Below are 23,174 nucleotides of genomic sequence, written 5' to 3'. Positions count from 1 at the left end.
AAAACAGACAAGGAATTTACCTGGTCTGTTTTTTCGTTGATATATTGGGTATTAATTAGGTATATAGTTTAATGGATTAACAGCATTTGACTTGCTATAATTCCATGGGCCTTTATGTAGCTCAAAGTGTAAATGCTGACCGAAGGAATGTCCTGTGTTACCCATGATGCCAACTTGTTGGCCTTTGGCAACTACAGCACCTTCGCCTACTTGTCTAGAACTTAAGTGTGCATACACAGTAGTCCATTGCTGACCGCCGATTGAATGGGTAACGAAGACGACGTTACCGTATGTACTTGAGAAGTAAGAACGGCTTACGACTCCGTCGGCTGCCGCTACTACTGGAACCGTTCCGCCAGCAGCTATATCGATGCCGGCATGCTGTTTATTCCAACGTTCGCCCATTGTTGAAGATACATATCCTGCACTTGGTCTAGTGAATGTACCAGATGATACAGCTGGCGCTTGACTTACATTAGACGAAGATTGTGAAGATGATGATGATGAGCTGTTGCTTTTTGCACTATATCCTGAAGAAGTGGATTGTTTTTTAGTTTCGGATGCTTGTGATGCTTGAGAAGCCGCTTGTGCTGCTGCTTGTGCTGCCGCTTGCGCAGCTTCTTGCTCTGCACGTTTTTTCGCTTCGGCTGCCGCTTTTTTACGGGCTGCTTCCAATTCTGCAAGACGTTGATGCTCTAAGCTGATGGCAGATTTGATCGCTTTTTCTTGAGCGGCAAGATTCGCTTTCTCTTCCTCTAGACCCATCTTCTCATCTTCATGCTTTTTAGTTTGTTGCTTTAATTTCTTAACCAAAGCATCCTTTTCTTGCTTCTGCTGTTTTTGCTGCTTTTGAATTTCCAATAGTTCAGCTTTTGCCACTTCTAAACTGGCTAGCTTCGTTTCTACGGCTTTTTGCTTTTCTTCCAGATCCTTTTTATCCATTTCATGCTGCTTTAAAATATCGCGGTCGGCTTCTGCGATTGTCGCTACAGCTCCGACACGGTCAACTAAATCCCCAAAACTGGATGATCCGAATAATACTTCAAGGTAGTTCACGTCCCCGCCTGTCTCCTGGAAGGAAAGGGCCCTTTCCTTCAATACTTCATTACGCTTGGCGATCCGCTCTTTTAATACTTTAATCTCTTCTTTCAATGCCTCGATTTCTTTTTTCGTTTGAGTAATTTCAGCATTTTTTGCATCGATCTTTTTTGCGGACTCGGCAATTTTCGCTTCAATGGCAGCGATTTGATCTTCTGCTGTCATTTGCTTATCCTGCAGGTTATCGATTTTCTTTTCCGTTTCGGAAATATTCGATTCAACACCCGAACGTTTATCCTGGATGGATTCTTTCTGTTTTTCTAAATTCGAAATCGACTCAGCATAAACCGAAGGTGCCGCTAGAATGCTTCCCAACCCGATCATGATGGAGGCATTCATGGCAATGATATTTTTTTTCAACGTTTCATTTCCCCTTTCAACCCGTTACATCCATGCCTTGTAACGTCTCTCTATTTATGTCTGGCTTCTTTTGGCTTTCGAGTAAAACTACGCTTTTATACTTTCAAGAACTTCCTGACGGACATCAAGCTGCCCCATATCCCGATAACGGCACCAATTACGATGAGGATGGCCGAGACTTGATAAATAAATGGATTTGCAGGCAGGAAATCTATGAATTTGAACGTGATCTGCGGTGCAGCATATTTATATAGATTGTAGTAGAGTGCAGAGACCAGACCTATCGGAATGATGGAACCGAGCACTCCCAGCCAGAGACCTTCCAAGAAGAATGGCCAACGGATGAACGTATTCGTCGCCCCTACCAACCTCATGATCTCAATTTCTTTTCTTCTGGCTACAATGGTAATTTTAATCGTATTCGAAATCAGGAACATTGCAGTAAATAGTAAACCTACAATAAGAACGATTCCTATGTTTCTAGCAATATTAACAAAGCTGAATAGTTTCTCGACATAGCCTTGTCCATATTTAACGCTTTGGATATACTCCAAACCTTCGATCTTTTTTGCCACCTTGATGACATCTTGCGGGGATTTGGTTTTTATAACATAAACGTCCCTTAATGGGTTATCTTGTTCAAATGGTTTAAAAGCATCACCATTATCCCCTAAATCATCTATTAAATTAGTAAGCTCTTCATCTTTTGGAGAGAAAATCACTGATTCAATGCCGTTCATCTCCGTAATTTGCTTACCGATAGCTTTTATATCGTCATCATTCGCCGCATTATCAATATGTGCCCGAACTTCGACATCTTTCTCCACATTTCCCGCGATATGATTTAAATTCATCATGAGCACTAAAAAGACGCCAACCAATGTTAGAGTGACCGTTACTGCACTGACTGAAGCAAACGTCATCCATCCATTACGGCCAATATTTTTAAAACTTTCACGGAAGTGACGGAGCAATGTTCTAAATTTCATATCCGTAATCACCTCGATGTTCATCGCGTACTATTTTTCCACTTTCAATGGCAATGACACGTCGTTTAATATTGTTGACGATGTCCCTATTATGAGTGGCCATGACAAGCGTAGTTCCGCGTTTATTAATTTCTTCAAATATGTTCATGATTTCCCATGATGTTTCGGGATCAAGATTACCTGTAGGTTCGTCGGCTATGACTACCTTAGGATCATTGACGATCGAACGGGCTATTGCAACCCTTTGCTGCTCCCCACCGGATAACTCGGAAGGCAGCATCCTCGCTTTATGTTTAATGCCAACCAGATCGAGGACTTCCATAACTCTCTTTTTGATTTCTTCTGGTTCCTTTTCAATAACTTCCATGGCAAAAGCAACATTTTCATATGCAGTGAATGTTTGAAGGAGTTTAAAATCTTGGAATACCATACCGATATTACGGCGGAATAGAGGAACTTTCGAATTGCGGATACTTGGCAGGCTAATGCCATTGACCAAAATATTACCGCTTGTAGGCTTTTCTTCCCTATACATCATTTTGATGAAGGTCGATTTTCCGGCACCGCTCGGACCCACTACATAAACGAACTCGCCTGGCTTTATTTTCACATTGATTCCATTAATGGCAATTACGCCATTTGGATATGTCTTTTTCACATCTATCATTTCTATCATTCTAAAACCACCTAATTTGCTTGGATTATCACTATGTACCAACAGCTTTTTCGACAATTTTCACTGAAATCTGACAGGAATCTCTCTTACTTGAGCACAGAAACATTATAACATCATATTTTGTCAAATTAAGCATAAAAAATATTACAGTTTCATTTCAGTTAGTCATATATCAACATCTATGTAATAATTCCAGGATTTGATTGCTTGATAAAGGATTAATTGTGAGTTGTTTCGAGGTTTTAAAGGAGGATAAATGAAACGCCCTGCTAAAGCAGGACGTTTCGTCGATCATTATTTATGTCCGGCAAGCCATTCAGCGACCATGCTCGCTTCCTTGCCCTGGATTATACCTTTTGGCATCCCACCTTGGCCATTCGCAATGACTTTTTCGATGTCTTCTTTCGAAAGCCTAGAACCGACCTTCGTTAAATTCGGTCCCACGCCGCCTTCAAGGTTCACGGCATGACAACTTGAACATTTGTTTTCATAAATTTTAGCGGCATCACCTGCACCCGCCGTAGTCGTTTCATTATTTTCATTTGCAGGCTCTTTATCTGTAGCATCATCGTTCCCGCCGCATGCAGCCAAGGCCAAACTAGTACCCAAAACTAAGGCCAACCATTTCAGTTTCATTGAATTTACCCCCTCTGATTTATACCAGCACAAGAACATTATACCAATTTCAATCCAGTTTAAAACCCTCCCCGAGTACCTCCGATGCGTCCATGACAATTACAAACGCTTTAGGGTCAATGAGTTTCACCAATTGTTTCAATTTGGTGAATTCCGACTGGTCTACTACGCACATCAAAATTGGACGAGTATCATCCGTATAGCCACCATACCCGGATATGCCTGTTACACCCCGGTCCAGCTCATGTATGATAGCATCCCTTACTTCCGTTTCTTTATTCGTGATAATTAATGACATCTTCGAATGGTTCAATCCAATTTGGACGAGGTCGATCGTCTTGCTTGTCACATATAAACCTATTAATGCATACAGCCCTTTTTCAATATCAAAAACGATGGCAGCGCTTAAAACGATGATTCCATCAATGACAGCCACACAGGTCCCCAATGACAGATGGGTATATTTATGGAAAATCTGTGCCGCCAAATCGGTCCCCCCTGTGGAACCCTTTCCGCGAAAGACGATCCCCAGCCCAAGCCCGACCATCATCCCCCCGCAAACCGAACCAAGCAATGCATCTTTCGTCCATGCATCCCAATCCTTTGTCAGAAATACCACTAAAGGCAGAAACAAGGTTCCAATCAGGCTTTTGGCTCCGAAATGTCTTCCAAGGATAATAAGCCCCGAAATGAACAAAGGAATATTAAACCCCCAAAGTACATAAGCCGGCTCCCAACCGAGAGTTGAATCGAGAATCGTGCTAATCCCGCTGACCCCGCCGGATGCAACCTGGTTAGGCAGTAAGAATACATTAAAACCAATGGCAATTATGGCCGAACCGACAATCACCAATCCATACTCCATTAACTTTTGAATTAAAGGGTGCTTCTGCCCCCTATACCTTTTCTTCATTCTGCATAAGTCTCCTCGAACCATCATTATTATCTAGTATTGGCCGAACGAGGCAGGGCATCCCTTTTCCATCCTGTAAATGTCAGCCAGATGATTCGTTATAAAGGAAATCATAAAAAAAGCCGGACCGGGGAAACCGGTCCGACTGGTTGATCTTATAATTTTGAACGCAAGTACGCATCAATGAACATATCAATATCCCCATCCATGACTGCTCCCAAGTTTCCAGTCTCCGCACTGGTACGGTGATCTTTAACCATGGAATACGGGTGGAAAACATATGAACGAATTTGGCTGCCCCAGCCAATTTCCTTTTGCTCACCACGGATTTCATCCAATTCCGCCTGTTGCTGTTCAATTTCACGTTGATACAATTTGGCTTTCAGCATATTCATGGCCTGGGCCTTGTTTTTGATTTGAGATCTCTCGTTTTGGCACGTTACCACGGTGTTCGTAGGTATATGGGTGATCCGGACTGCGGAGTCCGTTGTATTGATATGCTGACCACCTGCACCACTTGCCCGATACGTATCGATTTTCAAATCTTCCGTGCGTACTTCTATATTGATCGTCTCATCGAATTCCGGCATGACTTCACATGAAACGAATGAAGTATGGCGTCTCCCTGAGGAATCGAAAGGGGAAATCCGGACAAGACGGTGGACCCCTTTTTCCGCTTTTAAATAACCATAGGCATTATGGCCTTTGAAAATTAAAGTGACACTCTTGATTCCAGCTTCATCACCTGGAAGGTAATCAAGGGTTTCCACTTTAAAGCCTCTTTTTTCACCCCATCTTGTATACATGCGAAGCAGCATGGAACCCCAATCTTGGGACTCCGTTCCGCCCGCACCAGGATGCAGTTCAAGAATGGCATTTTTCGAGTCATATTCTTCACTTAGTAAAAGTTGAAGTTCAAAATCATTCATCTTTTGTGAAAGAATCGTAATTTCTTCTTCCAGCTCAGCCAAAAGTTCTTGATCATTCTCCTCTTTCACTAATTCATATGTCAAATCCAGATTTTCATATGATTCATTCAGTTCGGACAATTGATTGACCTGTTCTTTCAAAGCATTCGTTTCATTAATGACAATTTGTGCTTTTTGCTGATCATTCCAAAAATCGGGATGTGTCATCTCATTTTCAAGCTGTGCGATTCGTGCCTCTTTTTCATCTAAGTCAAAGAGACCCCCTAAAGTCCGTTAATCGTTGCGCTGTCCGTTCAAGTTCATTTCTTATTTCTGCTAATTCCATTTCTCTTCACCTCATTAAGTATGTTAAAAAAAATCCCAGAAGAGGGATTCGCTTCATTACAAATAAACCTCTTCAAACTATATGCAAGTATATTGCTTTATGCAAACTAAACATGAAAAGAGGCGGCAAGCCTTACACTTAACCGTCCCATATTCATTATACACCTAACTTTAGCCTAAATTGCCATGGCAATTCTTATATTTTTTACCGCTGCCGCATGGGCATAACGCGTTTCGGCCAACGTCTTCCTTTTTACGGGCAGGGGCTTTTTTCACTTTACCCCCATCTTCTTCCTTCGGATTGACCGCTTGTCCTTTTATGACTTCCTTACGCTCCAAATTGTTGCGGATTTCAGCCTTCATGATGTATTTGGCAACTTCATCCTCCATTGAAGCAATCATGGCTTCGAACATTGCGAAACCTTCAGATTGATATTCACGTAACGGATCGATCTGGCCATAGGCACGAAGGTGGATCCCTTGGCGCAATTGCTCCATTGCATCAATATGGTCCATCCACTTACTATCGACTGCACGAAGAACGATTACTTTTTCGAACTCACGCATTTGTTCTTCAGATAGCTCTTCTTCTTTTTGGTCATAGCCTTCTTTCACTTTTGCTAAAATGAACTCAACCAATTCCGATTCATTTTTCCCATCCAAATCAGCTACAGTGATTGAACCTTCATTAAATAGGTTACCATTCAGGTAATCCACAAGGCCTTGTAAATTCCAGCCTTCCTCATCACCCATTGGTGCAAACGCGACAACATTCCGCTCGATGGATCCCGTAATCATCGTTTCGACGATTTCACGTAAGTTTTCACTTTCCATGACATCGAAACGCTGTTTATAAATAATTTCCCGTTGTTGACGGAGAACATCATCATACTGCAGTAATTGCTTCCGTGAATCGAAGTTATTGCCTTCGACCCGTTTCTGTGCGGATTCAACGGCCCTTGTCACCATTTTACTTTGAATTGGCTGGGAATCATCCATTCCAAGGCGTGCCATCATGTTTTTCATATTATCCGAACCGAAGCGGCGCATCAATTCATCTTCCATTGATAAATAGAATTGAGTGACCCCTGGGTCTCCTTGACGGCCTGACCGACCACGCAGCTGGTTATCTATACGCCTGCTTTCATGACGTTCCGTACCGATGACAGCAAGGCCTCCAAGCTCCTTGACACCTTCACCAAGCTTGATATCCGTACCGCGTCCCGCCATGTTCGTAGCGATCGTAACTGAGCCTTGATTACCTGCATTCGCAATGATTTCCGCTTCACGCTCATGGTTCTTGGCATTCAAAACATCGTGAGGGATTCCTTTTTTGGATAAATAGGCAGATATGACTTCAGATGTTTCGATGGCAACCGTACCGACAAGCACAGGCTGACCCTTTTTATAACGCTCGCCGATGTCTTCCACAACAGCCTTGAACTTCCCATCAGTTGTCGCGTATATAAGATCCGCCCTGTCATCCCTGATGATATTCCTGTTTGTCGGGATCGCAATGACATTCATATTATAAATATTGCGGAATTCCTCTTCTTCCGTTTTAGCTGTCCCGGTCATACCTGAAAGTTTTTCATACATCCTGAAATAGTTCTGGAATGTAATTGTCGCAAGAGTCATGCTTTCATTTTGAATTTCAAGTCCTTCTTTCGCTTCAATCGCCTGATGGAGACCTTCACTGTAACGGCGGCCTTTCATCAAACGGCCAGTGAATTGGTCAACGATGACTATCTCGCCTTCCTGGACCACATAATCCACATCCAAATGCATGGAAACATGCGCCTTTAACGCCTGATTGATATGATGGTTCAAAGTAACATGATTAATATCGAACAAATTATCGATATTAAACGCTTTTTCAGCTCGATTCATCCCATCTTCCGTCAGCTGAACACCTTTTGTCTTTTCATCATATGTGTAGTCCGTTTCTTTTTTTAAGGTTCTTACAAACGCATTGGCCTGGATATAAAGTTGAGCCGATTTCTGTGCGGAACCGGAAATGATCAATGGCGTTCTCGCCTCATCGATCAAAATCGAATCGACCTCATCAATGACAGCAAAGTGCAGCGGGCGCTGTACCATTTGTTCTTTATATAACACCATGTTGTCACGAAGGTAATCAAAACCTAACTCATTATTCGTACTGTACGTAATATCCGCATTGTACGCTCCCTGCTTTTCTTCTTTAGAATGACTGTTCAAATTCAATCCGACGGTCAAACCAAGGAAATCATACAATACACCCATCTCGGTGGCATCACGGTGTGCCAGGTATTCATTGACAGTAACGACATGTACACCTTTACCGGTAAGCGCGTTTAAATAAACAGGCATGGTGGATGTTAAGGTTTTACCTTCCCCAGTTTTCATCTCGGAGATATTTCCATCATGAAGGGATGCCCCACCCATGATTTGAACACGGTAAGGATATAAGCCCAGAGCACGCTTTGCACCTTCACGCGCAACCGCAAACGCCTCGACAAGCAAATCATCAACGGTCTCCCCATTTTGATAACGCTCTTTAAACTCATCCGTTTTGGCACGCAACTGTTCATCCGATAGTGCAGCCGTCTCATCAGCCAGTGCTTCCACCTGATCGGCGATTTTTTCTAATCGTTTGATTTCTCGCTTATTCGGATCAAAAACTTTATTTAATATATTAAGCATTCAATAACGCTCCTCTATTATGGTAATGATCGTTCAATGACTAAATTCATATAAGTAAGAAGAAACACAACTTCTATTATTACTAATGCACGCTTAATTTTACCACTTCTATTCTAGAGGTACAACTTCATGTCACTTCCCTGGTATAGACCTGAATTCAATTCTTGCGAAAAACAATGGATAAATGAGGAGTAAAACTGTTAAAATAGGAGGAAGTATAAAAAATATGTTGCAAACTCCCCACTATTCCATATGCAAATGAGAATTATCCATAACCTTCCATCACTAGATGCTATGTCCTCTATAGCGATAGCATGTCAAGGTAATCCAGCCTTACAGGCGTCATGTTTTGAATGATAAGGTGGGCTACTGAAACTTAATAGCGGAAGATAAATAGAACATGTTTCGAGGTGGTATTGATGATTGGTGAACGTGTAAAAAAACTGCGAGAAGAAAAGAAAATGTCAATGACTGAACTTGCCGATAAAGCGGGTGTGGCAAAGTCTTATTTAAGTTCGCTCGAGCGGAACTTACAAACGAATCCTTCTATTCAATTTCTTGAAAAAATCTCCGCCGTACTTAACATTCCTGTCGATGCCCTGCTTTATGATGCTCCAAATAAGGAAACCTTGGACAATGACTGGATGAAAATCGTTGAGGAAGCCATGAATTCAGGTGTTTCAAAACAACAATTCAGGGAATTCATCGAGTTTAATAAATGGAGAAAAGATAAAGAAGAGTAGAGTGGTAGTGCACTAGTTTACCTACATAATCCAATAGAATATAGTTTGGATAAGCTAGACTCACCATAATCTCAAGGAGACATCCCCCCTATAAACAGCTAATGAATCGAACCACAAGTTTATAGGGATGTTCTCAATCTTGTTCGGAACCTATTTTCCATCGTTCTCCTCAAAAGTTACCTCAACGCTTTCCCTTTTCAAAAAAGCACTGATTTCCTCTTTTTTGAAACCCAAACTCCTTGCTTCTGAAATCAACTTCACCCATTCTTGATCCATTGCCACATTAGCCACCTCTTCTACCTCCTAAAATACTCTTGTATTTCAGGCAGACCAGCCATCATAGTCACAAGGACCTTAGACCTGTGCCTTTGCGCCCTAATCTTTCAATCAGTTTGCCTTTGTCATGGTATTTATTACCAAATACAGTGCTTATAATCATATTATAACGGAAACACACTCCATATATTGCTATTTTATGTCGGTAATCCACAGAAATGCAAAAACTTTCATCCGACAAAATATTACAATATTAAGAAAATTCACAGTTCAGGCAATTTAACATAGGCCAATTCAATTTCTTTTGTTTGAATAATAGTGAATACTGCTCTTCTTACTATTCCATTGGGGTGTATTGATTCTTTCAATTATAAGTGCATCAAGGGCTTTTTGCGCAGTTAAATCCTCACCGCAGGTCGGACAAAGCCACTTTCCATATTCCGCACTGCTAAAAGAAGCCCTATGGCATGTATGGCAATTCTTTCGATACAAGTTTTCCAACCCCTCTGCATCTTATCCAAATTGTTTTTTATAAATAACCAATTGTTCTCTTTAAAGAACTAACAACTTGAGTATAGTGCAAAAGTTTGGGGTGTTTAAATAGGTAAAATTAATCATTTTTCTTAATAAAGAACATTATCCGTTCTTTTAAATGAAATTTTGGATTTTTTAGAGAACAAGTCTTTTTATAGTAAATCAAACACCCAACGCATTCTATCAAAAAAGCACAACCCAGAGGCTGGGTTGTGCTTTTGATCTAAGATTAATAGTTAACTAGGTTCAATCAATCCATAGCGTCCATCTTTTCGGCGGTACACTACGTTTGTTGTATTAGTATCCGCATTCGTGTAAACGAAGAAACTGTGACCAAGCATATTCATTTGTAAAATCGCCTCTTCACTGTCCATTGGCTTTAAATCAAAGCGCTTATTGCGGACCACTTCAATATCATTATCGTCTTCGAATTCATCCACCACTTCGTCAACATCCGTATTGAAGGCGAATGCATCGGGTGTCGTAGATAGATTGTTGCGGAACTTACGATTGACCTTCGTTTTATGTTTACGAATTTGGCGTTCAAGCTTATCATTGATCAAGTCAATGGCAGCATACATATCCGCATTTTCCTCTTCAGCGCGAAGAACCAAATTCTGCATGGGAATCGTCACTTCGACTTTAGATGTATTATTGTTCACTTTTAAATTCACTAACACATTCGCATCTGGTGTATTGTTAAAATATCGTTCTAACTTGCCAATTTTCTTTTCGACGTATTCTCGAATTGCTGGAGTTACCTCAATGTTTTCACCGCGTACGTTGTAATTCATAAAGTGAGTCCTCCTTAAATTAAGACTATACAGTTAGATTCTACAATACCCCTCCGGTTTCCTTTAGAAACACACATCATGAAACATGTCGAAATCATGAAACAATTGTCGGAAGGTTTGGAAAGGGCTGATGTCTGCCCTAGCTTCATTATATCAAATGCTATGCTATAAAGAAAAAATTAAGCCTATTTTATTTACAGAAAATTTAAAAATACTTAACATAAAAACCGTTTGGCATCCAAACGGCAGGGTAATCAATTTCTTTTATCATAAAACATGCCATCCACTGATAGACCTTCATACGGATTCGTGTATTTATTGGATGATCGTTTCTTCTTATTTATTTCCTGGATATCCCGCTGTATCTCCTGCTTTTGGAGCTTCAGCAAGTGATCGACCTGCTGGTTGAGCAACAGTACCGCACGGCCCAATTGTTGCTCTTCACCAGTAAACGGCGGGTTGATTTGTGAAAGAAGCCCCTCCCGCCGATCAATCAGCTTTGTAACCCTTTCTATTTTATCATCACGTTCTGTGATCGTGCGATCTTCCAGAACGGCAAGCAATTCAGCAGTCAAATCATGAAAGGTTCTAATCACCATTACACTTGACCGCTTTGGGTAAATTGTTTTTTCCGATTGATCTGAATTACTTCCTTCCAAGTATTCCGGAACTCAGTAACAAGCCCCTCCACTTCTTCCAAGGCAGCAACATCATTGTTCATATTCGCTTCGATCAGACGCCGGTTCATGAAATCATACAGACTCAGCATATCTTTGGATACATCCGCGTCCATATTCAGCGTCACCATCAATTCGCGGATAATATTTTGCGCCTTGATGATGTTCGTATTCTTCACTTCGATATTTCCTGCTTCAACGGCTTTCTTCCCAAGCATGATGAACTTCAAACAGCCATTATAAAGCATTAATGTAAGCTCTCCCGGGGATGCTGTATTGACTGAATTTTGCTGGTACGATTGATATGGATTATTTATCGCCATACTTAACTACTTCCTTTCTGACATACCTTAACTAAAATAAGAAGCTAATGATGCACTTTGGCTGTTTGCCTTTTGAATCGCTTTTTCCATCGCCGTGAACTGGTTATAATAGCGCGATTCCAGTTTCGTTAACTTCGCTTCGAATGTGGAAATCTTCTTATCCAGCCCATCAACCAATTTTCCGAGTGTAAAATTGTTATTAACATAGCCGGCCTTTCCGGCTTTTTCAGTAATCACCTTCATCGATGATTCTATATCATCCCTTAACCGGCGCGCGAGTCCTTTGTCGCTCTTTTCCGGACCATTGGCCATGAACATATCATAAATCGCATTGGGATCCTCACTGATGGCTGCCCGGAGCTTGTCCTCATCGATCGTTAATTTACCACCCTCCAAATAATTTTTGGTGGTGGTGATACCCAAACTGCTAAGACTGTTTTTTCCCGTGATTCCATCCACCGAGGTGTATAGAGATGACCTCATTGTGGTCAGGAGACTTTTTAATGTCGAGTCGCTTTTTAACGTTCCGCTCTTCGCTTTTTCTTCCCACAGCTTCACTTCATCCTCTGTCATTGCCTTCTTTTGTTCAGAGGTAAGCGGCGTAAAGGAGCGATATTTCGCTTCACCCGTTTTATCTTGAACCTTTTTAATGACTTCATTGTATTTATTCACAAACTGTGTGATCGTATCCAGGATGGCATCCACATCAGCTGTTGATGAGAATGTAACTGTATCTGTCGTTTTTTGCTTTACCGTTATTTCCGCTCCATTAATCTGAAACGTATTCGAAGGCCGGGAAATTTCCAGTCCATTATAAACAATGGACGCATTTTCCCCTTTTGTGCCGCCAGTTCCTTCATTGTTACTGGCCATTTTTAACATATCGAAAAAATCTCCGGTGCCCCCTAATTCAATTTCAGCTCGATCCTTAACATCACCTGTATTTTTAGCAGTGATGGAAAACTGCTGGGACGCTTCATCAAAAAATAGGGTCACTCCAGAGTTAGCGTTAATTTTATTTATCACACTCTCTAACGTATCGTCCGCACTAAGGGTAAGCGTGTACGGTTTTTCCACTGTCACTCCATCTTTTACTTCCGTATCAAAACCGCCATCTTTATTGATGGCGAGTATCGTAATATCTTGTGGTGTCGTGTAACCCAATTCCGATAGTTTCTTTTTGGGGTCGGTAACAGCTGATTTTTCCGTACTTATCATGGTTGCTGCTTTGGCAAGTCCATTCACTTGTACATTCCCGGAAAAATCACTGGTCGAATTCACATTTCTCACTGATACAGCTTCTGGATTCGAAACCGACACCTTCTTTTTTATAAAGGAGGATTGCTTCCCGATTCCATCACGAATGAGCGTATCCAATTCTGATAAAGCTGTATTGATCGAACGGTAATCATCCCGCTGCCATTCGGAATACTGCTTTTTCTGTGTTAATTTATCCAATGGCACCTGTTCTGCCTGCATCATGCTCTTAACTAGTTCATCAATGTCCATCCCGCTTGCTAAACCACTGATTCGTACCATATTAAATCACCCGCTTATATTTTTTCATCCACCATTATGCCGACAAACTCCGTCATTGCCGCATAGAAATCCAATAACTTCTTCGGAGGAATTTCCCTGATCGTCTCATCCGTCACGTCATCGACTACCTTGACATAGTATTCATTCAGCTTCTCGTGATATTCAAAACGAACGGCCGTATGTGCCGGTTTCAGGAAGATGTTCAAATTATCCACCATTTCCTGCATCTTTTCTTTTGAAGGCCCATCAGTAGATTCCACACTTTGCTCCGAATAGGCAAGCGTATTCATTTCCCGCTGATAATATGAACTGATTCCTTCCGAGATTGCTGTTCTAAGTTGTGAGGAAAGAATATTCGTGGACAAACTCTCCAGCATCTAAATAGCCCCCAATATGATGTCTTTACTTTTTATATCGGTAATTAAGATTTTATATTTAGTCACTCTTAGATTTTGGTTGCACCTGCAGACATTCATTAAAGATCCTTTGCTAAAAAGAGATTCTACTAAAAAAACTCCAGAAAAATATCTAGAGTCTCAGTTATTTTAGGCTTTTAAATATTGACCGTTGATTTCCTCTCCAGGCACTCGCTTTCCGCGGGCGGTCTGGGAGCCTCGCACCTTACGTTCCAATCAACTTTGTTTTAACAGTTAGATGGGACTCCTTTTACCTACATTCTTTTTTAAAAAATTAAAAGATTAAAACTGAGGTGATAATTACTTCTCTACGTTCGAAAAAATTATGACTGATGATTTTAATTATAGGACTTCCCTTTTTATTCAAATGAACCTGCTAACATACTAGTAATGGAATATCCCATCCAGCATGTGATTGATAGCTGTGTTCACCAGTCATTTCACCATACCCAGTAATCACATCTTCATCTATGTATTTTGTAGTACCATCATAGTCAATGAAGTCATTAGGATTGTAGCCATAAGATTCCTTGGTGACAGATAAATGAATGGTCCCTTACTTTTTAAAGGTCAGTAATCCCTTTTTTCTGCATCGTAATGTTCCTTTCACACCTCAATCAGTACAAATAAAAGAGCCTAACACAAAGTGTCAGGCCCTTTATTGTTAGGCTAACTACCCAATTAACGAAGTAATTGAAGAACGCCCTGTGGTTGCTGATTCGCTTGAGCTAGCATTGCTTGTGATGCTTGCGCCAAGATAGAGTTTTTAGTTTGCTCCATCATAGTTTTAGCCATATCTGTATCACGAACCCGTGATTCTGCAGCAGTCAGGTTTTCAGAAGAAGTACCTAAGTTGTTGATTGTATGCTCTAAACGGTTTTGGTTAGCACCTAGTTTAGAACGTTCTGCTGATACTGTGTCAATTGCAGATTGGATTTTTGTGATAGCTGCTGATGCATTTTTAGCATTAGAAACATCCAGGCCCTTTTCAACACCTTTAGAATCTGTACCATTGCTTACATTTGAAGTTGCAGTGAACCCATCGCCAGTACCAGTCAATCCAAGATTGCTTGCACGCATGTCACCAATTTCAAGTGTCAGGCTTTGATTTTCGTTTGCACCGATTTGGAATTGAAGACCTGCTCCAGCATCTGTACCAGCAACTGAAACCTTAGTAGTAGTATCAGCTGTAAGGCCTAAAGATTTTGTAGATGCGCTTGCTCCAAGTTCAAGAGTAGAAGCCGCTCCAGTTGCATTGTTTTCAATTGTGAATCCTTTACCATCATCAGTTTTTGTAACAGTAAATTGAACTCCATCATGATTAGCTCCATCATATACTGCATCAATGTCATCTTGTAAGGCTGACACTAAAGCATCAATATCAAAAGCTGTAGACGTACCATCTAATCCTTTAGTGCTAGTAAGAGTTACATCTTGTCCATTAAGGTTAATTTTATCTAGTCCATCCAAATTTGTATCAAATAAACCCGATAAATCTCCACTTTGAATTGTAGCTCCTGATACTGCAGTTGCTGAATCCTTAGCACCGTTCAATAATTTCTGAGTATTGAACTCAGTAGTATTACCGATACGGTTGATTTCAGATGTTAAAGAATCCATTTCTTTTTGGATTTCTCCACGGTCGTTTGTTGTATTAGTGTCAGTAGATGCTTGTGTAGCAAGTTCACGCATACGTTGAAGGATGTCAGTCGTTTCGTTTAATGCACCTTCAGCAGTTTGGATTAGAGAAATCGCATCTTGTGAGTTACGGGAAGCTTGATCCAATCCGCGGATTTGTCCACGCATTTTTTCAGAGATTGCTAGACCAGCTGCATCATCACCTGCACGGTTGATTCGCATGCCTGATGCTAGTTTCTCCATCGATTTGGATTGTGCATTGGTTGCACTTGATAATTGACGGTGCGTGTTTAGAGCTGAGATATTGTGATTGATAATCATTTATGTTTCCTCCTTGAGTCTTAAGTCCCCACGTCCATGTGGTTGTTTACGATGGACAGTGAATAAGTCGGCCGCCTATTTCACTACCCATCGTTGTATAGTTAATATCGACCTGCTTGGAAACATATTTAGCGGATTTTAAGATTTTTTCTTGAAATGCTCATTTATATTTTCCAGAAAATTGGTTTCTGTTTTTGAGGCTGTTCTATTTTCTTGCTGGATGGACAGATAGACTTCCTTCCTATGGATATCGATGTTTTTAGGGGCATTGATTCCCAGTTTAATCTGTTCCCCCTCAACGGACAGGATCGTAATTTCGATATCATCGCCAATCATGATCGCTTCATTTGGTTTTCTGGTCAATACGAGCATCATTTCCCCCCCTGTTCTGCTTGAGGTTCAAACAGTCTGTGCTTTGTACGGTATTCACTAGCATTCATGATAAATTGCTTACCGACTTTTTTGGGGCCGTTTATGATGATGGGAGCCTGTAGATTGGCCGTCGTTTCATTGAAAGGGTCCTGGATCGTTAAGATGACGAAAGTGATGACTTCCAGTTCCGTTTCAATTTGTAAAGAAGATAACACCTCATCCGTGAGCTTCACTTCGTAATCATGAAACACTTCAAAAGGGTCCGTTACAATGAAAGCAAGCCCTTTTGTTTCTATCGATTGCAGGACGAAAAAGGGCGTGTCATCCAAAGCTAGCAAGCAAAACTGTTTTTCTTCTAAAAACCCTGGTATCCCGTTTTCAAATATATAAATCTCTTTCTCTGCCAATTCAAGTTCGCCATGAAATTTTGTTTGTATGATCATCTATGTTTTCACTGCCCTATCTCATCTGGAAATAAATTGATGAAATCTATATCCAGCGCATTTTTTTGTAGAATTTCGACATCCACACTTCCTGGTGTGTATGTATGGTTCGCCCCATTGATTTGAGCATCAATGATCGGTTTTTGCACGGTTGCTTCAATCTCCACCCGGGCCGGCTCGTAGTCCAGCTTCACGCTGAAATGAGAGGGAATCCATCCGAGGTTGAATTGCTTATCAGGCCCTTTGCTGTTTTGCCTGGCCTGTTCAGCGATTGGATTACCGCCTTTTTCAATATGCCTCAGCTCCGTTCCCTGCTGGGCACGTCTTGCTATACCCGCCAGCCAATCCTGATATCCCTGCTTTGCAAATTCATCGACTCTTCTTGAGAGGCTTTTCAAATCCATGTCTTCCCTTGCTTGTGACTGATCGATCGTCAGCTTGCCTAGTGTCGTTTGAATCTCCAGTATGGCTTGCGGCTGTTCAATGGATTGGACCGCCGCCTTCTGTTCGATTTGCTGTACAGGCTGCTCTAGATTCAATCCAATCTTCATGGGGGTGGATTGCAATCTGATTTGTGGAATCTGCATCATCAACACTCCTTATAGAAAAAAGCTATCCATTTAAGAATAGCTTAGCGAAGAAAATCCAATAAACTCGGTTGCATGATTTTTGCTCCGATACTTAATGCAGCACTATGGACACTTTCCTGGGTCGTCAAATCCATGATCGCCTTTTCGATATCGACATCCTCATTTTTCGAAAGGATTTCAGTGGCAAAAACCTCTTGCTGCTTGAGACGGTCCGTCATCAGCTCAATCCGATTCTGCCTTGCGCCAACCTGTGCCTGCATGCCTAAGAAAGTATTTATCGTTGCGTCAAGCCCCTTAAGCGTCCCGCTCACGTCCCCGCCATTTTCGAGTGCATCGATCGTCTGGTCGATGCTTCCGCCGGCAGCGAGTGCATCACCAAAAATCTTTGAGCCGTCCGTATTGATTTTAAGGGAAATCCCGGAAAACACTTCAAGGTTTATATCCCCTGTGCCATACACCGTATTTCCATTCGCATCTTTAACGGACGATGGCCTCACATTCGTATCCTGACCGTTGAAAATATATTTCCCGCCAATCTGTGTGTCGCCAAGAGTTATGAGATGTTCTTTTAATTGTTTAATTTCTTCAGTAATCGTTTTAAGCTGTTCCCCTTCATACGTGCCATTGCTTCCTTGAACGGTTAATTCACGAATCCGCTGCATGGCGGAAACCGCTTCCGTAATGGCATCATCCGTGCTGTCGATCCAATTGGTCGCCTCGGCAATGTTACTTTGATACTGCCCTATTTGATTGAGGTTTGTCCGGTACCCCATTCCCATCATGGCCGCAACAGGGTTATCGGATGGTTTGGAGAATTTCTTTTGAGAGGAAACCTGCTCTTGCAGCTTGGACATCTTTTCGTAACTGCTGCTTAAATTGCTCAACATATTATTGGTTAGCATCGATTGCGTTACCCGCATGTTCGTCCCCTCCTATTTATCGGCCTACCGTACCCATTCCGTTTATGATTTTATCGAGCATTTCATCCATCATCGTCATCATTCTTGCAGATGCGTTGTATGCCTGCTGGAATTTGATCATGTCCGTCATTTCTTCATCAAGGGATACGGAACTGACGGACTCCCTATTTTGATTGACCGATGCAGCAAGCGCGACAGAATTGGAAAGGTTCTTTTGGGCGCTTTGGGAATCCACGCCAAGCTTTCCGATGATACCGGAATAATAGGTATCGAAGCTTCCCGTCAATTCGTCAGAGTTTTGGTCTTTGGTCGAGTACTCACTGAACGCCTTCTTTTTAAGGTCAGCCAGGAGTTTGGCATTTTCATTATCACCGGATGCCCCTCCGCTTTTTCCGCCTGCGGCTATTTTTGTGGGATCCTTAACGATTTCACCATTCACCTTAATGCTTTGGGCGGCACTCTTACCAGGTTCAAGTTCAAAGAAGTTCAATGTTGAAGTGCTGTCATCACCTAAGGCATACCCTTGTTTATGGATGGCATTGAACTCATTCACAAAAGCCCTCGTCATATTATCGAGCTTTTTCAGCATATCAGGATAAGCGCCGCCGATCGTGCCATCAGCCTTCTTATAGCCGAAGCTTTTGATCAAACCGGATAGTTCTCCCGAGAATTTGTAATCCGTCAATGTTTTCGAACCAAACTTCAATCCGTCTACCATACCTGTCTTTTTATCATGGCTAACTTCAACTTTCGAAGTTCCCACCATCCCGGTTTGGTTAACACTGACAAGATTGATGGGCGGTACGAAAGATGAACCGTCTTCTTGCATCAATTCGATGTTGTATAGCCCTGTAGCCACATCGCTGGCCCTGCCGTAATCTGTCGGAATGACGTTATTCACTTTAATGCTGACAAGCTGCGAGAGATTGTCCACGAGTACATCACGTTTATCATAAAGGTCATTGGGGATATAACCATGCGGCTCCACTTTACTGATCTGTTGGTTAAGCTGATCAATACTACTGATGAGCGTATTGATTTCGTTCGCTTTGACGTTTATCTGATTGCCGATATCCGTTTGAACACTCGTTAGCGAGTTGTAGTAGTAGTTCAGGGTATCCGCAACCATGACCCCGGTCGAGGCAACGACTTCACGGGCCCCGGAGTTTTCCGTATTGGCCGTCAGCCCCTGCAGCGAATTCCAGAACTTCTCCATCGTGGCGGCTAATCCGCTGTCGGTCGGTTCGTTCATGACCCCTTCCATTTTCATCAGGGATTCACTCATGGCCCCGTAATAACCGATTTTATTACTTTGTGTCCTGTATTGTGCATCAAGGAAACTGTCGCGGATCCGCTGAACCGTTTCAGCTGCCACCCCTGTCCCTATTTGGCCGGCAACACGCGGGCTGTTCAAACCGACAGTAGGAAAGCCCGACGTCTGGACCAAGTTGACCCGCTGCCTTGAATATCCTAATGTATTGGCATTGGCCACATTATTTCCTGTTGTATACAAGGCTCCTTGAGAGGTGGATAATCCGCGCTTGGCGGTCTCAAGACCCATAAAGGTTGAAATCATTTGCTCGCACCTCCATCTTTTTCTGCTTCTTATGCTTTGGAATCAAACATTCCCATGCCGATTTTCGCCGTTTTCCTAACCGAATCCCCGTAATTCAGATTCTGGTTCCGCGGCCTCAGAATATCCAAAGAGACATTGATGAATTGAAGGGACTGATAGATCAATTGCTGATTTAAACCGTTCCTCTCCTTCAGCTTTGCCACTTCACCAATCAATTCCGCTTTAAGCATTTCAAGGACTTCCGTTTCTTCAGGTCCTGTCAGCTCCGTCACGGTATGGATGGAGGCAGGCTGTCCCACCGTTCCATTGGCTGCAAGGAATTCCCCGACTGCCCTTTCCCTTTCCATATCCGTTTGACTGATGGCTTTAATATGCTTTTGTTCCGAAATCAGCAGGGCAGTAATCGCCTCGGTATCATTTGCTTTCAAAATGGCCGTTTTCTTTATCGCCAATTGATTGAAGCTTTTATGAAGCTTGATCAATTTTTCAAGTGATCCGATGATGTTCCGTGCAGACATTTTCCTGCCTCCTCCGCTCATAAATGAAGGACGGAAAATAGCTCCGTCCACTTCATTCAAGCTTTTTCATTGAAAATTCATTTCCGGTAAAAATCAATGAGACCCTTAGCCGTTGCCTGTGCATTCAATTTATAATTTCCGTTTTCAACTTGGATTTTCAATTCTTCCACTTTTGCTTGCCTTGCAGCAAGAATCGGGGATGATTGCTGCATTTCTTTTGCCGCTGAAGAAATTTCAACTTTATCCAAGGATTTGGCCTTGGATTCTTGGATATTCCCCATTTTATTGGCTTGTAGTTTATAAGGGTTAACACCTGTCATACCGACGTTATTGATTTTCATATTCCAGATCCTCTCCTTCGGTCGATTTATAAATCCCATTATGTTGATTCCTAACACATGAAAATCGCTCTGGACTGTGTTGTTCTCCCTATCTTTATTATCGACAAGGATTGGATTTCTTTAATTGTTTCCTGTAATCTTTCCTTCGACACCCATTGTCGAACATTGTTCTCAATATCGAATATTTTAACAAATACCTCATCATGATTCCATGATTTATCCTTTTTGATCATCCTTCATGTAGTACGTGTTTTTTTTATCATTTCCTTGAATTTCAGTCAGGCGCTTTTCCTCATTTTCAAATGCCTGCAAATCCGATCGCAGTGAATCGCCGCATTTGCTGCATAACCTTCCGCTCTTGATGTTAGCGCCGCACCTTTCACATGGAATTCCCAGATTGGGAAACTGCGAAACCCTCAGCTTTCCAATTCTCACAAATTTGATTATTAACGTTTCTTCAACGCCGGTGTCCTTAACCACCTGCATCATGGACGCCGTTCTATTTAATTTCTTGCGAATATATGCATACACTTTATCATATTGGGCTTCTTCTTCTTTATAACAGGCATCGCATACATCCCGGAATTTCGTCATAACGAATAACGAATTACAGCTTGGACAGTTGAATACTTCCATCGAGGCCCCTCCTTCACCATCACAGCGATTATTCTTTAGTGTATATATCGAATAATCCCGGCGATACTTTAGGAAAGTTCATTAAAATAAGCTGTTTCACCTAGCAAGGGTGATGGATGATACTTCTTTGGCCCCAGCCGTGATCATCGCTTTCGCTGCATGCCTAAGCGTTGTGCCTGTCGTGTAAATGTCATCGATGATCAATATAGATTTATGCTCCAGCAAATTAGGTTCCATGACCTGAAAAACCTGCGGTAATGAGATTCTCTCTTGCCGAGATTTCTTTGATTGTTTTTCCGTATGGATTCTCGTCAAGGTCTCAACGGTTTGAAGTCCAATGAGATCTGCCAAAGCCTGCCCTTGGTTGAATCCCCGCTCCTTAAGCCGTTCATGACTAAGCGGGATGGCCGTTACCAGGTCAAATTCCATGTCCTTTAACCTTTCTTTCAAAAAGGGGGCGAAAACCTCAGCTAATGCATAATCCCCCCGGTACTTATATTTAGCAATAATATCTTTTAAGCATTCATTGTAATGAAATATCGATATGTTCTTCGACAAATAGCCTCCCCATTCCACATCCCTTTCCCATCTTGAACAATCCAGACAGAGGTCACCGGTCCTATATTCCCTGTCCAACTCCCTTGAGCACATTGCACATGTCTCTCCGGTGATCCTATTAAGTTTCCCCTCACATCCTTCGCAGATTGCCCTTGCCTCGGCCCGCTTAAGCAAGCTCTTCCATGTGAAAGCCTGCTTCATTCCCTCATCACAAACAAGACATCTATTCATCAAGCAGCCCCCTTTTCATGGCATCTTTATTCATCATTTGTATATGGTGAACCGCCTCGACCATCGCTTTACTTTTACCGTAATGAAAAAAGGTGATCGTCCCGGCAGGGTTAGCAAAGCTTCTCCCTACCCTGCCGGCAATCTGAACGAGGGCACTTTCAGAAAACACTTCATGTTCAGCACCGATCACGGCTACTTCCAACCGATCAATTGTCACGCCGCGTTCCAGGATGGTCGTTGTCAGTAATCCTGGAATCATTCCATTCCTTAGTTCCATTACCCTTTCCTTTCGATCAGGGTGCCGGGAGTGGACAATCGATAATTTTGGGGACAGTCTCTGGAACAGCGGAATGGCCTGCTCCATCACTTGAATGCTTGGGAAAAACAAGAGGAAGGGGATATGCTGCTTAAGGCGTTCACTTACCCATCCGGTGATTCCGGGGGGAATCTTTTGTTGAAGGAATAGTTTTTGCCAATTGCCGCTCCACTTCATTCCAGGGACAGGAATTGGCTGACGATGATAACGGGCCGGGATTATGACGGCTTTCAATTTACCGCTTCGGTATAGCCGCTGCATTCGTTTCGAGGGTGTGGCGGTCAAGTAGATGGTTGCCGCAGAATCCTTTTTCGATTTATTAACCGCATAATGCAGCGAATCGTCAATGGAGTAGGGAAACGCATCGACTTCATCAACGATGATGACATCGAAAGCCTCAATAAAACGGAAAAGCTGATGTGTCGTGGCAACGGTCAGCGGCGAAAAGCCATGTCTATCTGCACTGCCGGCATAGAGGGTCGTGACGTCAATGGCAGGAAAGGCTTTTTTTAACCTTGGGGAGAGTTCGAGAACGACATCGGTCCTTGGTGTTGCCAAACAAATCCGTTTCCCGGCATACAACGCTGCCTCAATCGCTGGAAATAAGACCTCCGTCTTCCCTGCTCCGCATACGGCCCATACCAGGAATTCATCTTTTCCGTTCACGGCTTCAACAACACAGTCGGAGGCATTCTGTTGACCTGCCGATAAAGTGCCTGCCCACCTCATCACATTGTCAGGAATCGTAAACTGAACGCAGGGTCCGGTCCACCTATAAAGCTTTGCACATTCACTGACCCGT

Annotated in this window: 25 protein-coding genes and 1 riboswitch; of the genes, 1 reads left to right on the top strand and 24 read right to left on the bottom strand. The window is 42.3% G+C overall.

The genetic code is table 11. From position 1 onward, the window contains the following. Positions 1-51 precede the first annotated feature (51 nt). The 7 genes from ACFRAK_RS01300 to secA all read right to left on the bottom strand — a co-directional run bounded on the left by ACFRAK_RS01300 (position 52) and on the right by secA (position 8,610). Positions 52-1,458: a murein hydrolase activator EnvC family protein gene (locus tag ACFRAK_RS01300; protein WP_387601139.1), complete on the bottom strand. Its 1,407-nt coding sequence runs from the start codon at positions 1,456-1,458 to the stop codon at positions 52-54. Positions 1,459-1,553: 95 nt separating this feature from the next. Next, the gene (ftsX, locus tag ACFRAK_RS01295; protein WP_260286319.1) at positions 1,554-2,447 is read right to left on the bottom strand and encodes a permease-like cell division protein FtsX; all 894 of its coding nucleotides are present in this window, start codon (positions 2,445-2,447) and stop codon (positions 1,554-1,556) included. Further along, the gene (ftsE, locus tag ACFRAK_RS01290; RefSeq protein ID WP_089361962.1) at positions 2,437-3,123 is read right to left on the bottom strand and encodes a cell division ATP-binding protein FtsE; all 687 of its coding nucleotides are present in this window, start codon (positions 3,121-3,123) and stop codon (positions 2,437-2,439) included. Before ftsE ends, ftsX begins: the two co-directional genes overlap by 11 nt. A 294-nt stretch (positions 3,124-3,417) precedes the next feature. Next, the gene (cccB, locus tag ACFRAK_RS01285; protein WP_387601144.1) at positions 3,418-3,759 is read right to left on the bottom strand and encodes a cytochrome c551; all 342 of its coding nucleotides are present in this window, start codon (positions 3,757-3,759) and stop codon (positions 3,418-3,420) included. 49 nt (positions 3,760-3,808) lie between these two features. Next, positions 3,809-4,672, bottom strand: a complete 864-nt coding sequence (locus ACFRAK_RS01280; protein WP_394571194.1) for a YitT family protein — start codon at positions 4,670-4,672, stop codon at positions 3,809-3,811. A 155-nt stretch (positions 4,673-4,827) separates the two neighbouring features. After that, a protein-coding gene (gene prfB / locus ACFRAK_RS01275; RefSeq protein WP_228467568.1) for a peptide chain release factor 2 occupies positions 4,828-5,926 on the bottom strand; the annotation gives its coding sequence in 2 pieces (ribosomal slippage) (positions 4,828-5,862 and positions 5,864-5,926; 1,098 coding nt in all). A 170-nt stretch (positions 5,927-6,096) separates the two neighbouring features. Beyond that, positions 6,097-8,610 carry a preprotein translocase subunit SecA gene (gene secA, locus ACFRAK_RS01270; RefSeq protein ID WP_387601151.1) on the bottom strand — a complete coding sequence of 838 codons (2,514 nt, stop codon included), beginning with the start codon at positions 8,608-8,610 and terminating at the stop codon, positions 6,097-6,099. 419 nt (positions 8,611-9,029) lie between these two features. Between secA and ACFRAK_RS01265 the strand changes: the two genes are divergently transcribed. Then, positions 9,030-9,353 carry a helix-turn-helix domain-containing protein gene (locus ACFRAK_RS01265; RefSeq protein WP_061141195.1) on the top strand — a complete coding sequence of 108 codons (324 nt, stop codon included), beginning with the start codon at positions 9,030-9,032 and terminating at the stop codon, positions 9,351-9,353. Between the two features lie 150 nt (positions 9,354-9,503). Here the strand turns inward: ACFRAK_RS01265 and ACFRAK_RS01260 are convergent, their stop codons facing one another. From ACFRAK_RS01260 to ACFRAK_RS01180, 17 genes are all read right to left on the bottom strand, one after another. Continuing rightward, positions 9,504-9,644, bottom strand: a complete 141-nt coding sequence (locus tag ACFRAK_RS01260) for an anti-repressor SinI family protein (protein WP_260286323.1) — start codon at positions 9,642-9,644, stop codon at positions 9,504-9,506. Between the two features lie 30 nt (positions 9,645-9,674). After that, positions 9,675-9,760, bottom strand: a riboswitch (cyclic di-GMP riboswitch). Positions 9,761-10,399: 639 nt separating this feature from the next. Then, positions 10,400-10,957: a ribosome hibernation-promoting factor, HPF/YfiA family gene (gene hpf, locus ACFRAK_RS01255; protein ID WP_098371577.1), complete on the bottom strand. Its 558-nt coding sequence runs from the start codon at positions 10,955-10,957 to the stop codon at positions 10,400-10,402. 254 nt (positions 10,958-11,211) lie between these two features. Beyond that, positions 11,212-11,556, bottom strand: a complete 345-nt coding sequence (gene fliT / locus ACFRAK_RS01250) for a flagellar protein FliT (protein WP_387601156.1) — start codon at positions 11,554-11,556, stop codon at positions 11,212-11,214. Then, the gene (fliS, locus tag ACFRAK_RS01245; RefSeq protein ID WP_387601159.1) at positions 11,556-11,957 is read right to left on the bottom strand and encodes a flagellar export chaperone FliS; all 402 of its coding nucleotides are present in this window, start codon (positions 11,955-11,957) and stop codon (positions 11,556-11,558) included. Before fliS ends, fliT begins: the two co-directional genes overlap by 1 nt. A gap of 27 nt (positions 11,958-11,984) precedes the next feature. After that, complete coding sequence (locus ACFRAK_RS01240; RefSeq protein ID WP_394571193.1) at positions 11,985-13,496, bottom strand: flagellar hook-associated protein 2; 1,512 nt, start codon at positions 13,494-13,496, stop codon at positions 11,985-11,987. A gap of 14 nt (positions 13,497-13,510) precedes the next feature. Beyond that, on the bottom strand, positions 13,511-13,873 hold the full coding sequence (gene flaG / locus ACFRAK_RS01235) for a flagellar protein FlaG (protein ID WP_387601164.1): 363 nt from the start codon (positions 13,871-13,873) through the stop codon (positions 13,511-13,513). Positions 13,874-14,593: 720 nt separating this feature from the next. Next, positions 14,594-15,871 carry a flagellin N-terminal helical domain-containing protein gene (locus tag ACFRAK_RS01230; protein ID WP_394571192.1) on the bottom strand — a complete coding sequence of 426 codons (1,278 nt, stop codon included), beginning with the start codon at positions 15,869-15,871 and terminating at the stop codon, positions 14,594-14,596. Positions 15,872-16,009: 138 nt separating this feature from the next. Then, positions 16,010-16,243 carry a carbon storage regulator CsrA gene (gene csrA / locus ACFRAK_RS01225; protein WP_387704332.1) on the bottom strand — a complete coding sequence of 78 codons (234 nt, stop codon included), beginning with the start codon at positions 16,241-16,243 and terminating at the stop codon, positions 16,010-16,012. Then, positions 16,243-16,686 (bottom strand): flagellar assembly protein FliW, encoded by a 444-nt coding sequence (fliW, locus tag ACFRAK_RS01220; RefSeq protein ID WP_260286330.1) that lies wholly within the window; start codon positions 16,684-16,686, stop codon positions 16,243-16,245. Before fliW ends, csrA begins: the two co-directional genes overlap by 1 nt. 8 nt (positions 16,687-16,694) lie before the next feature. Then, positions 16,695-17,273 carry a DUF6470 family protein gene (locus tag ACFRAK_RS01215; RefSeq protein WP_394571191.1) on the bottom strand — a complete coding sequence of 193 codons (579 nt, stop codon included), beginning with the start codon at positions 17,271-17,273 and terminating at the stop codon, positions 16,695-16,697. 44 nt (positions 17,274-17,317) lie between these two features. Next, the gene (gene flgL, locus ACFRAK_RS01210; RefSeq protein ID WP_387601173.1) at positions 17,318-18,196 is read right to left on the bottom strand and encodes a flagellar hook-associated protein FlgL; all 879 of its coding nucleotides are present in this window, start codon (positions 18,194-18,196) and stop codon (positions 17,318-17,320) included. Positions 18,197-18,212: 16 nt separating this feature from the next. Then, the gene (flgK, locus tag ACFRAK_RS01205) at positions 18,213-19,772 is read right to left on the bottom strand and encodes a flagellar hook-associated protein FlgK (protein ID WP_387601175.1); all 1,560 of its coding nucleotides are present in this window, start codon (positions 19,770-19,772) and stop codon (positions 18,213-18,215) included. Positions 19,773-19,801: 29 nt separating this feature from the next. Continuing rightward, the gene (locus ACFRAK_RS01200; protein WP_387601178.1) at positions 19,802-20,290 is read right to left on the bottom strand and encodes a flagellar protein FlgN; all 489 of its coding nucleotides are present in this window, start codon (positions 20,288-20,290) and stop codon (positions 19,802-19,804) included. Between the two features lie 77 nt (positions 20,291-20,367). Further along, entirely contained in the window at positions 20,368-20,631 is a 264-nt protein-coding gene (flgM, locus tag ACFRAK_RS01195) for a flagellar biosynthesis anti-sigma factor FlgM (protein ID WP_387601181.1), read from the bottom strand. Positions 20,632-20,847: 216 nt separating this feature from the next. Next, on the bottom strand, positions 20,848-21,267 hold the full coding sequence (locus ACFRAK_RS01190; RefSeq protein ID WP_387601187.1) for a TIGR03826 family flagellar region protein: 420 nt from the start codon (positions 21,265-21,267) through the stop codon (positions 20,848-20,850). A gap of 96 nt (positions 21,268-21,363) precedes the next feature. After that, entirely contained in the window at positions 21,364-22,056 is a 693-nt protein-coding gene (locus tag ACFRAK_RS01185; RefSeq protein WP_394571190.1) for a ComFC family protein, read from the bottom strand. Further along, a partial coding sequence (locus ACFRAK_RS01180) for an ATP-dependent helicase ComFA (RefSeq protein ID WP_394571189.1) occupies positions 22,049-23,174 on the bottom strand: 1,126 nt, incomplete at its 5' end. The genes ACFRAK_RS01185 and ACFRAK_RS01180, both read right to left, overlap by 8 nt.

The sequence above is a fragment of the Peribacillus sp. NPDC056705 genome (assembly GCF_043656335.1).
Note: the sequence above shows the minus strand (reverse complement) of the source record. Positions and strands in the feature narration are given on the sequence as shown.

Excerpts from the sequence above, each read along its gene's own strand:
- ftsX (WP_260286319.1), bottom strand. The coding sequence starts at position 2,447 with ATGAAATTTAGAACATTGCTCCGTCACTTCCGTGAAAGTTTTAAAAAT.
- ftsE (WP_089361962.1), bottom strand. The coding sequence starts at position 3,123 with ATGATAGAAATGATAGATGTGAAAAAGACATATCCAAATGGCGTAATT.
- cccB (WP_387601144.1), bottom strand. The coding sequence starts at position 3,759 with ATGAAACTGAAATGGTTGGCCTTAGTTTTGGGTACTAGTTTGGCCTTG.
- ACFRAK_RS01280 (WP_394571194.1), bottom strand. The coding sequence starts at position 4,672 with ATGAAGAAAAGGTATAGGGGGCAGAAGCACCCTTTAATTCAAAAGTTA.
- secA (WP_387601151.1), bottom strand. The coding sequence starts at position 8,610 with ATGCTTAATATATTAAATAAAGTTTTTGATCCGAATAAGCGAGAAATC.
- ACFRAK_RS01265 (WP_061141195.1), top strand. The coding sequence starts at position 9,030 with ATGATTGGTGAACGTGTAAAAAAACTGCGAGAAGAAAAGAAAATGTCA.
- hpf (WP_098371577.1), bottom strand. The coding sequence starts at position 10,957 with ATGAATTACAACGTACGCGGTGAAAACATTGAGGTAACTCCAGCAATT.
- fliT (WP_387601156.1), bottom strand. The coding sequence starts at position 11,556 with ATGGTGATTAGAACCTTTCATGATTTGACTGCTGAATTGCTTGCCGTT.
- fliS (WP_387601159.1), bottom strand. The coding sequence starts at position 11,957 with ATGGCGATAAATAATCCATATCAATCGTACCAGCAAAATTCAGTCAAT.
- ACFRAK_RS01240 (WP_394571193.1), bottom strand. The coding sequence starts at position 13,496 with ATGGTACGAATCAGTGGTTTAGCAAGCGGGATGGACATTGATGAACTA.
- flaG (WP_387601164.1), bottom strand. The coding sequence starts at position 13,873 with ATGCTGGAGAGTTTGTCCACGAATATTCTTTCCTCACAACTTAGAACA.
- ACFRAK_RS01230 (WP_394571192.1), bottom strand. The coding sequence starts at position 15,871 with ATGATTATCAATCACAATATCTCAGCTCTAAACACGCACCGTCAATTA.
- csrA (WP_387704332.1), bottom strand. The coding sequence starts at position 16,243 with ATGCTCGTATTGACCAGAAAACCAAATGAAGCGATCATGATTGGCGAT.
- fliW (WP_260286330.1), bottom strand. The coding sequence starts at position 16,686 with ATGATCATACAAACAAAATTTCATGGCGAACTTGAATTGGCAGAGAAA.
- ACFRAK_RS01215 (WP_394571191.1), bottom strand. The coding sequence starts at position 17,273 with ATGCAGATTCCACAAATCAGATTGCAATCCACCCCCATGAAGATTGGA.
- flgL (WP_387601173.1), bottom strand. The coding sequence starts at position 18,196 with ATGCGGGTAACGCAATCGATGCTAACCAATAATATGTTGAGCAATTTA.
- flgK (WP_387601175.1), bottom strand. The coding sequence starts at position 19,772 with ATGATTTCAACCTTTATGGGTCTTGAGACCGCCAAGCGCGGATTATCC.
- ACFRAK_RS01200 (WP_387601178.1), bottom strand. The coding sequence starts at position 20,290 with ATGTCTGCACGGAACATCATCGGATCACTTGAAAAATTGATCAAGCTT.
- flgM (WP_387601181.1), bottom strand. The coding sequence starts at position 20,631 with ATGAAAATCAATAACGTCGGTATGACAGGTGTTAACCCTTATAAACTA.
- ACFRAK_RS01190 (WP_387601187.1), bottom strand. The coding sequence starts at position 21,267 with ATGGAAGTATTCAACTGTCCAAGCTGTAATTCGTTATTCGTTATGACG.
- ACFRAK_RS01185 (WP_394571190.1), bottom strand. The coding sequence starts at position 22,056 with ATGAATAGATGTCTTGTTTGTGATGAGGGAATGAAGCAGGCTTTCACA.